Origin of the sequence: Pseudoalteromonas sp. PAST1, from assembly GCF_021532515.1 — a bacterium.
Taxonomy (GTDB): domain Bacteria; phylum Pseudomonadota; class Gammaproteobacteria; order Enterobacterales; family Alteromonadaceae; genus Pseudoalteromonas; species Pseudoalteromonas simplex.
Genome location: NZ_JAKGBH010000012.1, coordinates 19464 through 36025, shown reverse-complemented (window position 1 = coordinate 36025; position 16562 = coordinate 19464). Strand labels below are relative to the sequence as shown.

The window sequence follows — 16562 nt, the reverse complement described above, 5'->3', positions numbered from 1 at the left end:
TAAATGATTGGAGTAGGCTTTGAGGGCTCATACAAAAAAGGGCTGCACGAATGTACAGCCCCAAGAGAATCAAATTTGTATATTGTTACTTTTTAAAATAAAATCGTTATTTAAAATTCGTAAGTAACATTTGCGAATACGCGGCGTCCTATAGTGTCGTATTGAGAATACAATGCGGCATTACCTACTTGGAACTCTGTGCTTGATAAGCGAGGAGGCTCTTTATCAAATAAGTTTGCAACACCTATCGTTGCACTCCAACCATCTGAGAAGTTAGTAGAACCTGAAAGCGTGTGGTACGTTGTCCATCTAGTTTCACCAACGAAACGAACTTCTTCTCCACGGTATGTTGTCAAATTTGAATCATTGTTATATTCGTAATCGTTTGTAGAGTCGAAGTAATTCGCAGTCCATGTCAGGCTGTAATCATCCCAGCTATAAGTTAGTGATGCGTTACCAACATGCTTAGGTTCACCCATCTCGCCAACTTCATTGTTTAGCTCACTATTTTCGAATAACTGATAAGTACGCTCAATTTGCATTGTGTGTTCTAATCGGAATCGAATTGAGCCAAAGTCAAACATGTCTTGGTATGTGAAGTTATAATCGACACCACGAGCATTTTGGCTCGCAACATTTACATAGCCACTATAGATTTCATCAATACCGTAGTCGTTGTTAGAACCATCTCGGCGAGTGAAAAGGTCACACAACGGCTCATTTGCAAAATCTTTAGATTCATAACATTGAGACGTAATATCACCACCACTTAAGCTAGTTACTTCATCATCAATCGAAATGTTGTAATAATCGATTGAAAGAGCATAGGTGTCTTCTGGACTTCTCCATACAAAACCAATAGTTTCTGTGACCGCAGTTTCAGCTTTTAATCGTCCTTCACCACCACTTGTATAAATAGTTGCAGAGCTACCGCCTAAAGCATAATCAGCTGGAATACCATCTGCTTGACAGTTATTAGCAACTGTTTGAGTAATATTGCCTGCGGCAAACTCTTCAGACCAATTTAAACAAGGATCGACTGCTAACTGGCCACCAAAACCAGATTGGTTCGCTAAATATAGTTCATATAATGCTGGCGAACGGAAAGAACTGCCTCGGTTTGCTCGAATATTAAAGCCTTCAGCTACTTCCCAATTTAGTCCTAATTTATATGTCGTATCGTTCCCATAAGTATTTACGTCTGTCCAACGAAATGATGCTGATAAATCAAGTGAGTTCATTAAGAATAGCTCTTTTACAACAGGTATTTTAACTTCACCGTATACTGCTCTAGTGACTTGTGAACCTGCAGTGATGCCTGCACCTGTAAGGCCCCAAGAGTTGCCCTCTAATGTATGTTTTCCAGGTGTGTCTTTGATTTCATCCTTTTGTATTGAAAGACCAAATGCAGATCCAACTGTTCCTGCAGGTAGCTCAAATAAGTCACCAGTAATGTAAGCATCTAAAGTTTGTTGCTTATAAATAGTATTACCGATATCTTCACCAAAGATAAAATTTCTAACCTCTTGAGATGGGTTTCCTGCTAAGAAGCTCGGATCTGTCCAAGGGATATCCACACAGGTTCTTTTTGAAATCTCAGTTACTTCACCATTACATTGAACATCATTCGCTAAATTTAGCTGTGACATTACAAGCGAATCTCTTAAAAAGATTTGTTGCTGATATTCACCATCATTGTAACTATTTTGGTAAGATACATCCCACAACCAATCCCCTAGGCTACCTTCTAGACCAACTACAGCACGCGTGTAATCAACAGTTGTCTCAGAACCGTAGTGATCAGATAAAGCAACAGGCATTAAAAATGCGTCTCCAGAGAAACCATCAAATAGGTCTGCAGCTTGAGGGCCTATATCACCAATCCAAAACTGTCTATAACTACTCATTGTAGTCGTTCGTGAGCTATGGATTAATTCGCCGTATAATTTCATATCATCAGTAATTGCATAATCACCTTGGGCAAATACAGACCACACTTCCGTTTCTGGACGCATACTTTCATTATCTAAAAATGGATGTTGTAGATTCCACCAGCCATCACTTTCTTTGTCATAAGAAACAGGATACCAACCATCTGGCGTAGTTAAATCACCGGGCTGAGAAGCTGTAGTATTATAATTATCAAAGCCATTCGCACCAAAAAAACCATCATAATCATATGCTAAGTTTGGTCCACTACCCACAATGTTTGATGCACCCGCACCATATACCCAAAGGCCATACCCAGTTTCATTACAGTTAGCTTTACCCGTTCTAGGATCAATTGGATCAGCTTGAGTGCCATCCTCATTATATAAAAGTCGCTCGGTACAATTTAGAAAGTCTCTATCACCGCGTTTAAGCTCTTTTGAAATTTTATAATCGGCTGTTACACGAAAAGAACCTTTGTTGAATTCTTCACCATAGCTAACATTGAAGCGTTGTTCTTCACCACCCGATTCAAATGGTTGGCTAATATCAATATTTACAGATTTATCGTCACCTTTCTTAGTAATGATATTGATAACACCTGCAATCGCATCTGAACCGTATAATGAAGATGCACCATCTTTAAGGATTTCTACACGTTCAATTGTAGATAGTGGAATAGTATTAAGATCAAAAGCAGAAACTTGCCCACGAGTACCCGCAGGGCCAGCTCTACGACCATTTAGAAGAATTAAGGTCCGTGATGCCCCTAAGCCTCGTAATGATGCAGTTTCAGTGCCTTTACCACCTGCAGTAACATAACCTACACTCATTGCTGAGGTGATTTGATTTGAACCTGCAGCGGCAGTACTTGTTCTAAGTAAATCAGCTAGCGTTTTAATACCTTCATTTTTAGCATCTTCTACCGTAATTATATCTATAGGGGTTTCACTTGCGAAACTGTCCGTTCGAATACGAGAACCGATCACTTGTACTTTTTCGATAGCTTCAGCACCTTCTTTTTCTGCGGAAAGTGAATACCCAGAAACAGAAAGTATTGAAGAATAAAGTGCGAATTTTATACTTGCAGTTAATAAACTATTATTTCTCATTAATAACACCTGTTGTTTTTATTTTACCTAAAGGTTTTTTGTTAAATGTTTGTTTACACACAATTAACTAATGGAATCTAACATTGGCGATCTTTGATTCAAATTAAATCTATGTAGCAATTTGTACGTAGCTTCTTTTTGAAATGTGGTTATTAACGGTTGCTTTCTTGTTTCACTACCATCTGAAAAGATGTTGCTTAAAAATCCTTATTTTATTTTTACGTTAGTTAATCAATACAAGGTGGATGGGCTTTATTTTTGGGTTTAAAATACATCAATATCTTTTTGAATTGGGATTTTATGAAAGCCATTATTATTAGTATTTTAATCGTTTTTTCGAGTGTGAGTGTAGCCTCTGATATTGATCTTGAGGCCAATATGAAAAATATGGGGCTTGCTTATAAAAACTCCGTACGGGCTACTGATTTAGCTACCTTTAATGCTGCTATTGATGAGTTTATTGTGTTGTTAGAGACAGCTAAAACAGCTGATTTTAAACAGCATAAAACAGCGTCTCTAGAAGGGCTTGATAAAGTCATAAATCAAGCAAAACAAGCGAAGCAACTTGCAACGACTCGTGGCCTTGAAGCTGCAAAAGCACCGCTTAAATCTATTGATGAGTTACGTAAAAAATACCATGAGCTCCATGAGCCGCCAGGCTTTTGGGAGTTGTTATTTGGCAACTAAGCTATTGAGTTAGATTTACTTTAATTCAAAAAAAAGGTGCCGGGGCACCTTTTTTAACGCTTTTTCTTTTTACCTTGAACTGCTTTAAAACGCGGGTTGTCTTTATTAATAACATAGACACGACCTTTACGTTTTACGATTTGGCAGCCCGGGCGGTTCTTCGCGCTTTTTAATGAACTTAATACTTTCATGTTCTTTCCTTATAGCAACTATTTGCTCGCCAAGTTTTTGAAACGACGATTAAACGCTGCAACACGGCCATCGCTCGCAACGGCTTTTTGTTTACCGGTATAGAACGGGTGCGAATCGCTTGATACGTCAATTGGTACATAAGGATAAGTTTTGCCTTTAAGTTCGATCGTACGTGTAGTTTTGATGGTCGAACCAATAATAAAGTAGCTGTCTGCCGCTGTATCATGAAAAGCGACTTGCTGGTAATCAGGATGGATATTTGGCTTCATAATGCATCTATTTGTTATGTGATAATGTAGCAATTATAGGGTGGTTGATTATTTAGATCAAGATAAAAATGATTCTTATTTATATCGTGTTGTCTTAAATTTGTACAAGCTGAACAATCAATAAGCAGTTAGATTTAAAAAGCTGGATATTGTCGATAAGGCTGTTATAACTAGGAATGCGTGCTTATTTTTAAGAGGGATATGGAAGTGAATGATAAAACTAGCCGTGAAGAACTAGATCAAAATGTAATGAACACGCTTCGCGATAAAGACCATTCTGTTTTAGCTAATCATGTAGACACCTTGTCGTGTACTCACAACGATATTATTGAATTATTGGCCCAGTATTTAGCGTTAAGTGAACAAGATGATGATGAGCGTTTCGATACCTGGTTTGATAATCTAAGTAAAGAGCAACACACTGTTGTGAAGACTTTTGAAGTGTATCGAGGTCAGTACGAGCATTTAGATTCTTAATACTTGATCATGTTGTTTTTACATGAAAAAAGCCACCCGAAGGCGGCTTTGCTGATTAGCGCTAACTAATTAATCTAACATGTAAGCTCGCATGGTAATTTGCTCTGCTTGGCTTGAACCATAATCTGAAACAATTGTTCGAATATGGACAAAGTCACCGACGTTTCCAGTATTAGGGATCGTAGCTACCCATTCACCGTCAATGTGTTCAACTTGTGCATCTAACCAGTTTTCGCTTGAGAACTTCGTTGATACAGGGCAATAGATATAAGCAGGCACGTTAGCAATCGTACATTCTTGGCCGTATGCATATTGTAACTGTACATCTGCCAGCGCCACTTCACCTACACCGTCTAGTAAACCCGTTAACTTAACTTGAGCGGCTTCATCTGCTTTCATGCTGTTGTTAATATCAACCGGTAAATCAACCATAGGCACTAAAATTGGCTGAACACCTTGTTGCTGCTCGTCAGCGGTAAATGTATAGAAACCTTGGTAAAGAGAACCTAGCTTATCATTTATTGGAGAGCGCTCACCAACACCACGGGCATAAGAACGCATTTCTAAGGTAATTTGATGAGAGCCCGGCTCAAGTGTTAACGTACCTTGATACGGAGATGCTGGCTCACCATTTACTTTTAAACCAAAGGCTGAGCTACCCATAAAGCCAAAAATACCATCATGGTTTGCGGCATCGCCAAACGAAGCAAGGTTAAAGTAAAGGACATTGGTATCGCGGCTAATAATCGCCGAGCCACTGCTGCCTAAGCTACCAGCACGTGGACCTTTAAACCAAGTGGTACTTTGCTCAGCACCTTCAGTCATAGCGCGTGGACCATCAAAATAAGCGCCTGCGCTTTGAATTTGATAGTTTGGCATAACGACATTCGTCCATGCATTTTTTGTACTTGCTGTGTAATATTCATCACGCTGATGAGGTAACATAATTAACTGTGAGCTACCTGTTGAGTAGAACTCCCCTGTACTGTTGGTCATTGCCATAACATCAGTCCATGCCGGGCGCTCATCATTTTGCGAGTGATAAGACGCACTTATTTTATGCATTTTATGTTCAGCAATATTGATTTGCCCAGATTGAATTCGGCCATCAACAATATGGTTTATTGAATAAGCATAAGGTGAGCGTTCAGCCGCAATACCAGACCAGCTAACAATATTGTTGCCAGCCTCTATTTCTGCCATTAAGGCTTCACCTTGTTCGGTACTAATACCAATCACGGGGACTTTTGGTGTGCCTGTGATCGCGCCTTTATATCGGCCACCACGATCAGGGCGATAAAAAATCACGCCACTGGCGCCATGTTTCATCGCGTTACCGACCATGTACGACGTGAGGTAATTAGGGTTAGCAATAAGCGCAATTTTTCCGTCTAACTCAAATTGGCTCCAATCAGTGCTGTAGCCTGCATCACCTACAGGTACTACTTCTGCAGAGCCTTCACCATGAAAAGACAGTGCTAAACCTTGTTTGATGTAATCAAGTTCAACCCCGTTTTGCATAGTGACGGTTGTTTCTGGAGCTACCGCGCGGGTGGTGATAAATGAACGAAAACGGTCGTCATGACCTTGTGACCATGCATACATATCATTTACGTAATCAGGTGCCATTTCGATAGCTGCAAGCTTCGCAACTTCTTGATCGTCAATCGCGTAAGTAAAGCCAAATGAATAACCTTGTGGATCAAGAGGCAGGTCAGCTTTAAAGGTAACAGGCTGAGCGTTACGTGCATCAAAGTTAATCTCTGTTTTGCCATCAATCTTACGATTTAATACAGCCATTTGTGCCGCTGATTCAACTAAACCAGAGCTGGTTTGCGGGTTATCGTAAGTCATAATGTTAGCAATCAACGTATAGTAACCAGCAGGTATATCGATATTGGCTTTACCGCCAGTGAGCCTAACAAGACTGCCCCAATCATCTTCTTCATTAATTAAGTAAAGCTTAGATGGAGAGCCTGCTTGATTACCCCAGCGATCAGTCAGGTTTACCGTTAAATTAACGTGAGGCTGGTCAATCCAAAACGACACTGGTACAGTCACTTGTTGGTCGGTATTGCCAACGGTTGTGCCTGTGATACGACCTGTAATTGCACCATAAGCACTGTTATTAAGTGCCACACTTGGGTCAATCCACATAGGAACTTGAGCAACACCTTTGGCTGGGATTGTCACAGATTTAATATCTAATCCTGCCAGAGTCGCTGGCAATTGTGTTTTGCCATCTTCGCCAATTAAGTCTAATTTCAATTTTAATTTAATACTCTCATCAGACGTATTTGTCAGCGTGATCTGTGTTTCGGTAAATTCATTATTAGTAGCGCTATCAAAGTAGCCAAGTTCACGGTTTGCAGGGGCTACAATAGCTTGGTCAATGGCACGGTTGATATTCATAGCACCGGCACCTTGCTCAAGTACGTGAGAGTTACCACTAAATACAGATGATGTAAGCACGTCTTTAATTTCTTTTGGCGTAAGGTCTTGGCGGGCTTGCATAACAATTGCAGCACCACCGGCAACATGAGGGGCTGCCATCGAAGTACCTGAATAGACGCGGTAAGCCGTATCACCTAAGCCACCAGAAGCCGCGGCAACAACAGATACACCTTGCGAGGCAATATCCGGTTTTGCTGAATGGCCATCTGGCGATGGACCGCGTGAAGAGAACGACGCCGTATTGCCATCACGGTCAATTGCACCTACGGTTAGTGCACTTGGCGCGCAGCCCGGTGAACCAATCGTTTCACGGGTAAAGCTATTGCCCGCAGAGATAACAAATAAGGCCTTATCGCTCAGCGCTTCAACCATCTCAACCAGTGGGCCACTACAGGTTGTTGCCGTACCACCCAACGACATATTTACAATGTCAGCGTGCTCTGAAAGCACCGCCCATTGCATGCCATTTAAAATACCGTAAGTTGATCCTCCTCCTGTATTGCCAAGTACTTTACCGATTATTAAATCGGCAGCAGGCGCCACACCGACCCATTTACCTTCTGACTCATGGCCATTGCCTGCAACGGTTGAGGCTGTATGAGTACCATGACCATTTAAATCATCTACACCGTTGCTTGAGTAAGTAAAGTCTCGTGATGCTATTACTCGCCCTTGTAAATCAGGGTGCTCAATGTCGTATCCTGAATCGAGTACGGCAACTTTAATACCTGCGCCATTATAGTTAATCGCTGACTCACCATATGCGCCGGTAAGCGGGACTGTTGGAGTGAGTGTCTCTGACTGTGTGACCTTGTGAGCATGAACGACAGCATCAAGCCAAATACCTTCAACGTCAGCTTGTGCAACCAAGGTTTGCCAAGTTTGCGCCGCTTTGTCTTTGCTGATTGCAAATGCGGCGCTATCGATTAGCTCAATTTCACCGGTTAATGACATACCAGCAAGCGTTGCTGGGACTGCAGGTCCTGCAAGGGTGCCGTCGCGGTATTCAACAATGACTGGGAGGGCGTCTGTTGATGCATCATCGTAACCCGATTCATATAACTTATTAATATTAAATAGCTCTAAATCAATCGTATTTGAATCAACTAAGGCTTGAGCATGGTTTGGAACAACATAGGTGTTGTTACCATGTTTAAAGATACTGGTGAACGTATCTGAACCATCTGCATTCACTAATCGAATGCCGCCTAGCTTGCCGTCTTTATTGACAACAGCCGATACTTTGTCCCCAGTGATCAAAGTGAATGTAAGGGCATCAGCTTTACTTTGTTGTGTAACAAATGATTCTTCTGCGGTTGCTGGTTGGGCAATCGATAAGCCGAGCATGGCTAAGTAGGTCGCCTTTAAGCAACCAAGCCTTGGAAAAGGTTTCATTTTTTCATCCTGTATTTTGATGTAATTAGTTTGGAAGAAAGAAGTTATTGCTAGGTGTCAAAATAACAAATATGACAAGAGCAATAACTCGACCAGACCAATCTATCGATCAAGCAGATGAAAACCTACAAAACAAAAGTAGCAAATTGTATTAACCTATTTACAACAAAATAAACATAGTTGCAACTTTGTGCGGTCATTCAGTTTCGCTTCATTTTAAGCGCAAAAATGAGAGGTTATTTTACCGATAGATCGTATTTTGCCACTACGTCATCAATATAACGATGGCGTAAGGTATTTTTACCTTCGTTGCCCGTACCATGGCTTAACGCGCGATTTATTAGTTTTAGTGCCTTATGCAAGCTTTGACGTTCATCCATGTTTAAACCTGTTTTAGTGCGCATTTCAGTAATATCATCAATCAATAACTTGGCCACATCTAGCTGAACGGCTTCTTCAACTAAGCCATTTTGTGTGAGCACACCGTATTTACTGCATAAAAACTGTTGCCAAACTTGCTGTAAGTGCTCGTCAATTTCACTGCCAAATAATTCTTCATTGATAGCAAAGCCTTGCTCGGCAAGCTTACTAAGTTGATTCGAATATTGCTGAGCAAAATAATTAAACGCTTGGCAGGATGAGGTTATGTCATGTTTGATAATTAATTGCCCCCAACTAGCGGCGCCACGAGGGTAATAGTCTTGATATTCTTCGCATTGATAAATGCCAGAATACGAACTGCATTCTAATTGACTCTGCAAACAGTAACTCGGTTTTGGAAATAAACTACTTTGTTGCCATGCCGATAGCGTTTCCTCATCAATTGAGAGGGTATGGCACAGCTCTTCGGTAGTATAAAAGTAGGTTGCCAAAAATTTAGAAAGTTGCATTATCAAATACTCACAATAAATACTGTTAATTTATACAGTGTTTGATTTTGGCTTAACTTTGATTTTTTCTCAAGTATTTTTATTTATTGCAGCTCATTACTCGGAAAATGCCTGTGTTTATGATACAACTAGCGCAAATTTTCCAAACATTAAAAAAGTTATGCGCAACCTAGAAACAATTAAACAAGCAAGTTTGATCACCGCTATAAAAACACCGTATTTAACCAATGGTGACATTGATCTTGCATGTTATGACGACCTTGTTGAGCAGCAAATTGCAGCTGGTGTTGATGGCATCATCGTCGGTGGTACCACAGGTGAAGGCCAATTAATGAATTGGGAAGAACACTTAATGCTAATTGCACACAGTGTTAGCAAATTCTCTGATCGTTTATTAATTGTTGGTAATACAGGTAGCAACAACACGCGTGAAGCGATTAAAGCAACCCAGTATGGTTTTGCCACCGGTATGGATGCCGCGCTACAAATCAACCCTTATTACGGGCGCACGTCACTGGCGGGTGTGAAAGAGCACTTTAACCGTTTACTTGATATTGGTCCTGCGTTTATCTACAACGTAGCAGGGCGTACAGGCCAAGATTTAACACCAGATATCATTGAGCCACTCGCTAAGCACGAAAACTTTATCGGTGTAAAAGAGTGCGGTGGCAATGAGCGTATTGCTCATTATGAACAGCAAGGTATTGCTTGTTGGTCTGGTAATGACGATGAAGCACATGATGCACGGCACATTCATAATGCTCACGGTGTTATTTCGGTTACATCTAACATTATTCCAGGCTTATTCCGTCAGTTAATGGATGAGCAAAATGATGCACTTAATGCAAAACTGCAGCCACTTATGGGCTGGCTATTCTGCGAACCTAACCCAATCGCGATTAATACGGCGCTGATGATGACAGGCGCGGTAAATCCTGTGTTCCGTCTTCCTTATGTGCCACTAACAAGTGCTCAGCAAGAAATCGGTTTAGGTTACATTAACGAACTTGATGTTGCTGATATAGTAGGCGAAAAAGCTCAACTTTTAGACGAAAAAGACGTTATTTTACGATAAAGATGAATGGGTGCTTAATTTCACTGCAATTAAGCACCATTATTTTACTTTTTTATGCCTTATGGGTAAAATTAGCAATCGTTTGGCGCTAAAAGAATAATATTTGTGAAATTTGTTGTTAATAATTTGTGTGTATGGGTTGCGCCCGAGCAACAAATTGCAGAATTAAGCCATCTTGATCACCCTGACCTTGATTTAAGCTGGGTTGCACCAATGCAGCGCCGCCGTCTAAGCCCGTTTATGAAAATGGCACTTCATACTATGCATCAAGCGCAAGGTGAGCATCACCAGTTAGCCGTTAATTTTTCATCTCGTCATGGAGACTTACCTAAAACAGCGCAGCTATTGCATTCACTTGTTGAACAAGAACCGCTTTCTCCGACCGCATTTGGTTTGAGTGTACATAATGCTGCAACAGGCTTGTTCTCGATTATTGCAAAAAACAAAGCCCCGATGAATGCCATAGCAGGTGGTCAAGACAGCATTATTTCAGCCATGATTGATGGTTTTGCACGTGTCCAGAGTGGTGTTGAGCAGCAAATTTTAATTGCCCATGCCGAAAGTGTATTACCTGATGAATACTTACCATTTAGCGATGAGCAACAAATTGCTCATAGTGTGTCGTTCATATTATCCAAAGTTCAGGTAGACAAACCGTATTTTGAATTAACACAACTTCCTGAATCTGAACACTCTCAAAGTGACTCGTGTTTACCCTTGAGTCTACAGTTAGCAGCTGCTTTAGCAAGCAAAGGATCACAATCGCTGCTGACACATCAACAATCAGCTTGGATGCTACAGTACCATGGTGGCTAATTTATATAAAAAGCTGAACAAAATTTGGCGTGTATTAGCAACTGGTTTTTGCTTTGCAGTTTTTGGGTTTGGCGGTATTTTACTTACCTTGTTAGTTTTACCTATTCAACGATTTTTGGAACCTTGTGAATTTAAACGTAAGCAGAAAGCCCGTTTAACTGTTCACTATAGTTTTAAATTCTTTGTTGCTTTAATGCATTACACCGGTGCTATCCATTTTTCTGTGCAAGATAAACAGAAATTTCATGATCTTAAGGGGCAGCTAGTGCTTGCCAATCACCCCTCATTAATTGATGTTGTGGTGCTGATATCTGTGATTAAAAATGCTGATTGCGTGGTCAAAGCGCACTTATTTAAAAATCCATTTATGCGCGGTGTCATTAAAGGCACAGGTTATATTAGTAATGAAGACCCGCAAGAGTTACTGAATGATTGTGAAGCATCACTCGCTGCTGGAAATAACCTGATTATCTTTCCTGAAGGCACCCGCACAACCCCAGGTGAACAGTTAAAATTTAAGCGTGGTGCGGCAAATATTGCTGCGCGTTGTAAAGCCCCTATAACCTCAGTGCTGATTAGTATGAAACCCAGCACTTTGACCAAAGGCACACCATGGTATTGCGTTGCCGCAACAAAAGCGCATTTTGAGATGCGCTTTGCCACTGACCCATTTACGTTTAACGACACATTTAATAATGAACAACCCGCCATGCAAGCACGACAATTAACCCGTGATTTGCAACATTACTTTTCAGAGGAACTCAGGCACCTATGACTGAACTAAAGAACAAAATAAAACAATTAATCATTAGCAGCTTAGATCTTGAAGATATTACCGTGGATGATATTGAAAATGACCAACCTTTGTTTGTTGATGGTTTAGGCCTAGATAGCATCGATGCGTTAGAGCTTGGCTTAGCCATTAAAAAAGAGTTTAACGTTAAAATTGACGCAAACTCAGAACAAACAAAAGCCCATTTTGCATCAGTAGATGCACTGGCAGAATTTATTAACCAACACCAATCATAATACAGACTTAGAAGTAGGAATAAGCATGAAAACCGCTGCTGACATTTACAACGTTTTACAGGGCATTTTAGTAGATGAATTTGAGATTGATGCTGATGATATCAGCCTAGATGCGCACCTGTATCAAGACCTAGATCTTGATAGCATTGATGCTGTTGATTTAGTTGTAAAACTACGCGAAATCACTGGCAAGAAAATTGAGCCAGATGCATTTAAACAAGTGCGTACTGTGCAAGATGTTGTAAATGAAGTAGAAAAACTCGTTTCATAAACATTACTATGCTCAAAGCGATAACCACAACACTGCTTTTAGTGTGCTTATCTTTATACCCATTTATTGTGTATTTTGGATTACAGCATATCTCAATAAGGCAAGTGAGCTTGGTACTGATGGTATTGTTAGGTCTAAGGCTTTTGCTGAGCAAAAAGCTGCTCACATCTATGCCATGGATAAAGCCAGCCTCAATATTAGCTATTATCGCTTTAGCAACAACGGAGTTTTTTAACAATGATCTGGGCTTGAAACTTTACCCGGTCATTATAAATACAGTAATGGCCATAACCTTTGCTTATTCGCTGAAAAGTGGCCCAACAGTCATTGAGAGTTTTGCTCGAATTAAAGAGCCTGAGCTTGATGAAAAAGGGGTTAATTACACGCGCCAAGTTACTAAAGTATGGTGCGCGTTTTTTATTATTAATGGCAGTATTGCGTTATACACTAGCCTATTTACTTCGTTACAGACATGGACACTGTACAACGGACTAGTAGCCTATATTTTGATAGCTCTCTTGGGCCTTGTGGAATGGTTTGTTAGACAAAAGGTTAAAAATAATGGTATCGAGTAACCTGAAATTTCACCCAGATGCTGCATTTGTTATTGCAGGGCAGCCAATAACACACACACAGTTTTTTGCTGATATTGCCGCTTATCAAAGTAAGCTTACGGCGCTTAAAGCTGGCAGTCATGTGGTGTTATTCCACCCCGATACCTACCAATTTGCAGTGCGCTTATTTGCCTTAGCCTGTAGTGGTCATAATGTTATTCTTCCGCCTAATGGTCAGCACGAAACCTTAAGTTTATTGCTTGCTCAGTCTGCTTTTTTTGCAGGCGATGCGACCAATATCGATGATGATGTGCTATTTACCAACCTTGAACACAGTCTGGGTCACACGCCTTTGCAAACTAACCGTTTACAATGGCCAACAAACACAGCGGTTATATTTTATACGTCAGGCTCATCAGGACAATCTAAACCAATAGTAAAACCGTGGCGGGTATTAAATCGAGAGCTTGCAGTATTATCAATGTCATTTGACTTACCCAGCCAATTTACGTTTTTAGCAACTGTTTCGCATCAGCATATTTACGGTTTATTGTTTCGCTTACTTTGGCCGTTGGCGAAAGGCCATATAATTGATAGTGAACAAATTCAGTACCCTGAGCATATTGCGCAAAGGCTAAAAAATATTCGTTATGCAGCGCTCGTTTCAAGCCCTGCGCAACTTGGTCGTTTATGTGCTGATAATGTGTTAATTCCTGAACGTGACAAAATTAAATGGTTATTTTCTTCTGGCGGACCGCTCAATAATGAGCATGCCGAAACTTTATTTAACCAGTTAGCTCGCCCAGCTACCCAAGTATTTGGTAGTACCGAAACTGGCGGTATTGCTTATCGACAAGTTACACAAGCCGCGGTTGATGTACCATGGCAGCCGTTTAATGGTAATTTTTTATCGCTGAATCATGAAGGGCGCTTGATGCTAGATTCTGCGATTTTAGAGCAATCAAATTTCCCTTTAGACGATAGAGCACTCGTTCATAAAAATGGTCAATTTAAACTGTTGGGCCGTATAGACAGAACGATAAAAATTGAAGAAAAACGTTTAAATCTTGATGAGCTTGAGGGTTATCTACAAAGCCATGACTGGGTAAAAGAAGTTAAAGTAGTGGTTATTCCAGCTAAGCGCGTGCAAATTGGTGCGGTGGTTGTGCTCAGTGATGAGGCAAATAAAGAGCTTGAACAGCAGGGGAAATTGGCAATTAACCGCACATTACAAGCGCACCTCTCAAACCGCTTTGAACGTATTTGCTTACCACGCAAATGGCGCTATATCGATGCACTTCCTTTTAACAGCCAAGCTAAATTAAGTTTAAAAACATTGGAGCAGTATTTTGCCAAGCCTGAATAACGTGACCCCAGAGGTGGCCGTTTTATCACAAACAGAAACTAGCGTGAGTTTAGCGTTAACCATTGCGGCTGATTTAGATTATTTTCGCGGCCACTTTCCTGATGCTCCAATTTTAGCAGGCGTAGTACAGCTGGATTGGGCAGTAAAATATGCTCAGCAATATTTGGGTTTTGGCAAACTAGTACAAGATTTAGAAGTGTTAAAGTTTCAGGTGGTAACAACCCCCGATATGACGGTAAATCTCACCCTTGAGCGCAATGCAAAAGGCAAGTGCCTGTTTAGCTATCACTCAGACAAAGGCCAACATGCGTCTGGTCGAATTGTATTTTGTGATTAAGCCATGAACCAGTTTTGTATTGTTATTCCTAATTACAATCACACCCATGCTATTGCTGCTGTACTCGATGAGCTAAAAGAGCTACAGCTGCCGATAATCATGGTTGATGATGGCAGTGACGCTGATGCCAAGCAAGTATTTGCAGAGCTTGACGCACAGTACGATTTTTTGACCTTGATAAGCCATGCTCAAAATCAAGGTAAGGGTGGGGCAGTTCAAACTGGCTTGCTGGCTGCCTATCAGCAAGGGTTTAGCCATGCCATTCAGGTTGATGCTGACGGCCAGCATTCGTTAGCAGATATTAGTAAGTTGATTGAACTAAGTAATGCATCACCTAACAAGGTGATCAGTGGTTGTCCTATTTATGATAGCTCCGTGCCTAAGCACCGTTATTTAAGTCGTTACATCACTCATTTTTGGGTTTGGGTAGAAACACTCAGCTTTGATATTGTTGATTCAATGTGTGGTTTTCGGGTTTATCCCTTAACAGCCGTTGAGCAATTAATGGCTAAGCAAACGCTTGGCAAGCGCATGGACTTTGATATTGAAATTTTAGTCAGGCTTTATTGGCAAGGTGTTAAAGTCACGTTTTTGCCAACCCAGGTTATTTACCCTGAAAATGGCGTATCTCATTTTCGAGCTTTACACGATAACGTGGGAATTTCGTGGCTGCATACGCGTTTATTCTTTGGTATGTTGCTACGCTCTCCCAAGCTACTTTGGCGTAAGGTGGCTGGCTAATGGCTGTAAAGCACTGGTCAAAAATGCAAGAACGTGGCAATCGCTTTGGCATGCAAATATTGCTCGTGTGCTATCGCGTATTTGGTCGTAAAGGCTTGTGGTTGGTGTTGTTTCCGGTGGTGTTTTATTTGTTTTTAACAGGCAAAACTGCCCGTCAAGCGTCACATGCATTCTTAACCCAAGCGCGTAAAGTGAATGGCAATAACAAAGCGGTTACTTGGCGCGATAGCTTCCGTCATTTTCGCTGCTTTGCTGACAGCGCCTTTGACAAAATAGATGCATGGCTTGGACGAATTCAGCAACATAATATTCTTTACACCAACGAAGCGCTGTTTAAACAACTCGATGAGCAACAGCAAGGGGCTATTTTTATTGGCTCACACCTTGGCAATTTAGAGGTGTGTAGAGCCCTTAGCCAACACCGAAACAGTAAAACGATCAATGTATTGGTGTTTACGCATCATGCTGTTGAATTTAATAAATTACTGAAAAGTATCAATCCGGATGTTGCAGTAAACCTCATTCAAGTAACCGATCTTGGCCCAGATATGGCAATTATGCTCAAAGAAAAAGTCGAGCAGGGTGAAATTGTGGTGATTGTCGGTGATAGAACCAGCACCACCACCGCAGGAAGAGTGATTGAAGCTGACTTTTTAGGTAAGCCAGCCCCTTTTTCACAAGGGCCATTTATTTTAGCTGCGCTGTTAGATTGCCCGGTGTTTCATCTGTTTTGTTTAAAAGATAAAAAGCCCAATGGCGAAACATTTTACCGCGTGATTTTTGAAAAATACGCCGACAAACTCGTTTTACCCCGTAAAACGAGGCAACAAACATTACAACAAATTGTTAGCGATTATGCGCAAAGGCTCAGTTTTTATGCTGCGGCCTATCCGTATCAATGGTTTAATTTTTATGATTTTTGGCAAAATGACGAGCAAGTGTCTCGTAGTCAAAACAAGGAGAACTAA

At 40.9% G+C, this 16562-nt stretch carries 17 protein-coding genes; 12 read left to right on the top strand and 5 right to left on the bottom strand.

The window, feature by feature from the left end; all coding sequences use genetic code 11:
• Window positions 1–110: 110 nt before the first annotated feature.
• A complete protein-coding gene (locus L1272_RS07880; RefSeq protein WP_235373145.1) occupies window positions 111–3041 on the bottom strand; it encodes a TonB-dependent receptor domain-containing protein in 2931 nt (976 codons plus the stop codon).
• Between the two features lie 300 nt (window positions 3042–3341).
• Here L1272_RS07880 and L1272_RS07875 point away from each other — a divergent pair, with 300 nt between their 5' ends.
• On the top strand, window positions 3342–3728 hold the full coding sequence (locus tag L1272_RS07875; RefSeq protein ID WP_054554562.1) for a cytochrome b562: 387 nt from the start codon (window positions 3342–3344) through the stop codon (window positions 3726–3728).
• A gap of 53 nt (window positions 3729–3781) precedes the next feature.
• Here L1272_RS07875 and ykgO read toward each other — a convergent pair whose 3' ends face one another.
• A complete protein-coding gene (gene ykgO / locus L1272_RS07870) occupies window positions 3782–3919 on the bottom strand; it encodes a type B 50S ribosomal protein L36 (protein ID WP_054554561.1) in 138 nt (45 codons plus the stop codon).
• A gap of 18 nt (window positions 3920–3937) precedes the next feature.
• Window positions 3938–4189, bottom strand: coding sequence for a type B 50S ribosomal protein L31 (locus L1272_RS07865; protein ID WP_054554560.1), 252 nt, complete (start codon window positions 4187–4189; stop codon window positions 3938–3940).
• Window positions 4190–4438: 249 nt separating this feature from the next.
• Between L1272_RS07865 and L1272_RS07860 the strand changes: the two genes are divergently transcribed.
• Entirely contained in the window at window positions 4439–4666 is a 228-nt protein-coding gene (locus L1272_RS07860; protein ID WP_220095044.1) for a hypothetical protein, read from the top strand.
• Window positions 4667–4735: 69 nt separating this feature from the next.
• Here L1272_RS07860 and L1272_RS07855 read toward each other — a convergent pair whose 3' ends face one another.
• Both L1272_RS07855 and L1272_RS07850 read right to left on the bottom strand, forming a co-directional pair.
• Complete coding sequence (locus L1272_RS07855; protein ID WP_235373144.1) at window positions 4736–8515, bottom strand: S8 family serine peptidase; 3780 nt, start codon at window positions 8513–8515, stop codon at window positions 4736–4738.
• A 236-nt stretch (window positions 8516–8751) separates the two neighbouring features.
• Window positions 8752–9405 (bottom strand): DUF6058 family natural product biosynthesis protein, encoded by a 654-nt coding sequence (locus L1272_RS07850; protein WP_138616485.1) that lies wholly within the window; start codon window positions 9403–9405, stop codon window positions 8752–8754.
• A 160-nt stretch (window positions 9406–9565) separates the two neighbouring features.
• On the opposite strand from L1272_RS07850, the gene dapA reads away from it, so the two are divergent.
• From dapA to L1272_RS07800, 10 genes are all read left to right on the top strand, one after another.
• Complete coding sequence (gene dapA / locus L1272_RS07845) at window positions 9566–10480, top strand: 4-hydroxy-tetrahydrodipicolinate synthase (protein WP_187490015.1); 915 nt, start codon at window positions 9566–9568, stop codon at window positions 10478–10480.
• 105 nt (window positions 10481–10585) lie between these two features.
• On the top strand, window positions 10586–11296 hold the full coding sequence (locus L1272_RS07840) for a beta-ketoacyl synthase chain length factor (RefSeq protein WP_235373143.1): 711 nt from the start codon (window positions 10586–10588) through the stop codon (window positions 11294–11296).
• Entirely contained in the window at window positions 11286–12071 is a 786-nt protein-coding gene (locus L1272_RS07835; RefSeq protein ID WP_235373142.1) for a lysophospholipid acyltransferase family protein, read from the top strand. The genes L1272_RS07840 and L1272_RS07835 overlap by 11 nt, the downstream gene beginning before the upstream one ends.
• On the top strand, window positions 12068–12325 hold the full coding sequence (locus tag L1272_RS07830) for a phosphopantetheine-binding protein (protein WP_054554555.1): 258 nt from the start codon (window positions 12068–12070) through the stop codon (window positions 12323–12325). The genes L1272_RS07835 and L1272_RS07830 overlap by 4 nt, the downstream gene beginning before the upstream one ends.
• Window positions 12326–12350: 25 nt before the next feature.
• Window positions 12351–12596 carry an acyl carrier protein gene (locus L1272_RS07825; RefSeq protein ID WP_054554554.1) on the top strand — a complete coding sequence of 82 codons (246 nt, stop codon included), beginning with the start codon at window positions 12351–12353 and terminating at the stop codon, window positions 12594–12596.
• A 119-nt stretch (window positions 12597–12715) separates the two neighbouring features.
• The gene (locus L1272_RS07820) at window positions 12716–13171 is read left to right on the top strand and encodes a hypothetical protein (RefSeq protein WP_235373179.1); all 456 of its coding nucleotides are present in this window, start codon (window positions 12716–12718) and stop codon (window positions 13169–13171) included.
• Window positions 13158–14516, top strand: a complete 1359-nt coding sequence (locus L1272_RS07815; RefSeq protein ID WP_235373141.1) for an AMP-binding protein — start codon at window positions 13158–13160, stop codon at window positions 14514–14516. Before L1272_RS07820 ends, L1272_RS07815 begins: the two co-directional genes overlap by 14 nt.
• The gene (locus L1272_RS07810; protein ID WP_119853021.1) at window positions 14500–14853 is read left to right on the top strand and encodes an ApeI family dehydratase; all 354 of its coding nucleotides are present in this window, start codon (window positions 14500–14502) and stop codon (window positions 14851–14853) included. The genes L1272_RS07815 and L1272_RS07810 overlap by 17 nt, the downstream gene beginning before the upstream one ends.
• A gap of 3 nt (window positions 14854–14856) precedes the next feature.
• Window positions 14857–15594, top strand: a complete 738-nt coding sequence (locus L1272_RS07805; protein WP_235373140.1) for a glycosyltransferase family 2 protein — start codon at window positions 14857–14859, stop codon at window positions 15592–15594.
• Window positions 15594–16562 carry an LpxL/LpxP family acyltransferase gene (locus tag L1272_RS07800; RefSeq protein ID WP_235373139.1) on the top strand — a complete coding sequence of 323 codons (969 nt, stop codon included), beginning with the start codon at window positions 15594–15596 and terminating at the stop codon, window positions 16560–16562. The genes L1272_RS07805 and L1272_RS07800 overlap by 1 nt, the downstream gene beginning before the upstream one ends.

Bases quoted from the DNA above. Each gene is read 5' to 3' on its own strand.
- L1272_RS07880 (WP_235373145.1), bottom strand. From the start codon at position 3,041: ATGAGAAATAATAGTTTATTAACTGCAAGTATAAAATTCGCACTTTAT.
- L1272_RS07875 (WP_054554562.1), top strand. From the start codon at position 3,342: ATGAAAGCCATTATTATTAGTATTTTAATCGTTTTTTCGAGTGTGAGT.
- ykgO (WP_054554561.1), bottom strand. From the start codon at position 3,919: ATGAAAGTATTAAGTTCATTAAAAAGCGCGAAGAACCGCCCGGGCTGC.
- L1272_RS07865 (WP_054554560.1), bottom strand. From the start codon at position 4,189: ATGAAGCCAAATATCCATCCTGATTACCAGCAAGTCGCTTTTCATGAT.
- L1272_RS07860 (WP_220095044.1), top strand. From the start codon at position 4,439: ATGAACACGCTTCGCGATAAAGACCATTCTGTTTTAGCTAATCATGTA.
- L1272_RS07855 (WP_235373144.1), bottom strand. From the start codon at position 8,515: ATGAAACCTTTTCCAAGGCTTGGTTGCTTAAAGGCGACCTACTTAGCC.
- L1272_RS07850 (WP_138616485.1), bottom strand. From the start codon at position 9,405: ATGCAACTTTCTAAATTTTTGGCAACCTACTTTTATACTACCGAAGAG.
- dapA (WP_187490015.1), top strand. From the start codon at position 9,566: ATGCGCAACCTAGAAACAATTAAACAAGCAAGTTTGATCACCGCTATA.
- L1272_RS07835 (WP_235373142.1), top strand. From the start codon at position 11,286: ATGGTGGCTAATTTATATAAAAAGCTGAACAAAATTTGGCGTGTATTA.
- L1272_RS07830 (WP_054554555.1), top strand. From the start codon at position 12,068: ATGACTGAACTAAAGAACAAAATAAAACAATTAATCATTAGCAGCTTA.
- L1272_RS07825 (WP_054554554.1), top strand. From the start codon at position 12,351: ATGAAAACCGCTGCTGACATTTACAACGTTTTACAGGGCATTTTAGTA.
- L1272_RS07820 (WP_235373179.1), top strand. From the start codon at position 12,716: ATGGTATTGTTAGGTCTAAGGCTTTTGCTGAGCAAAAAGCTGCTCACA.
- L1272_RS07815 (WP_235373141.1), top strand. From the start codon at position 13,158: ATGGTATCGAGTAACCTGAAATTTCACCCAGATGCTGCATTTGTTATT.
- L1272_RS07805 (WP_235373140.1), top strand. From the start codon at position 14,857: ATGAACCAGTTTTGTATTGTTATTCCTAATTACAATCACACCCATGCT.
- L1272_RS07800 (WP_235373139.1), top strand. From the start codon at position 15,594: ATGGCTGTAAAGCACTGGTCAAAAATGCAAGAACGTGGCAATCGCTTT.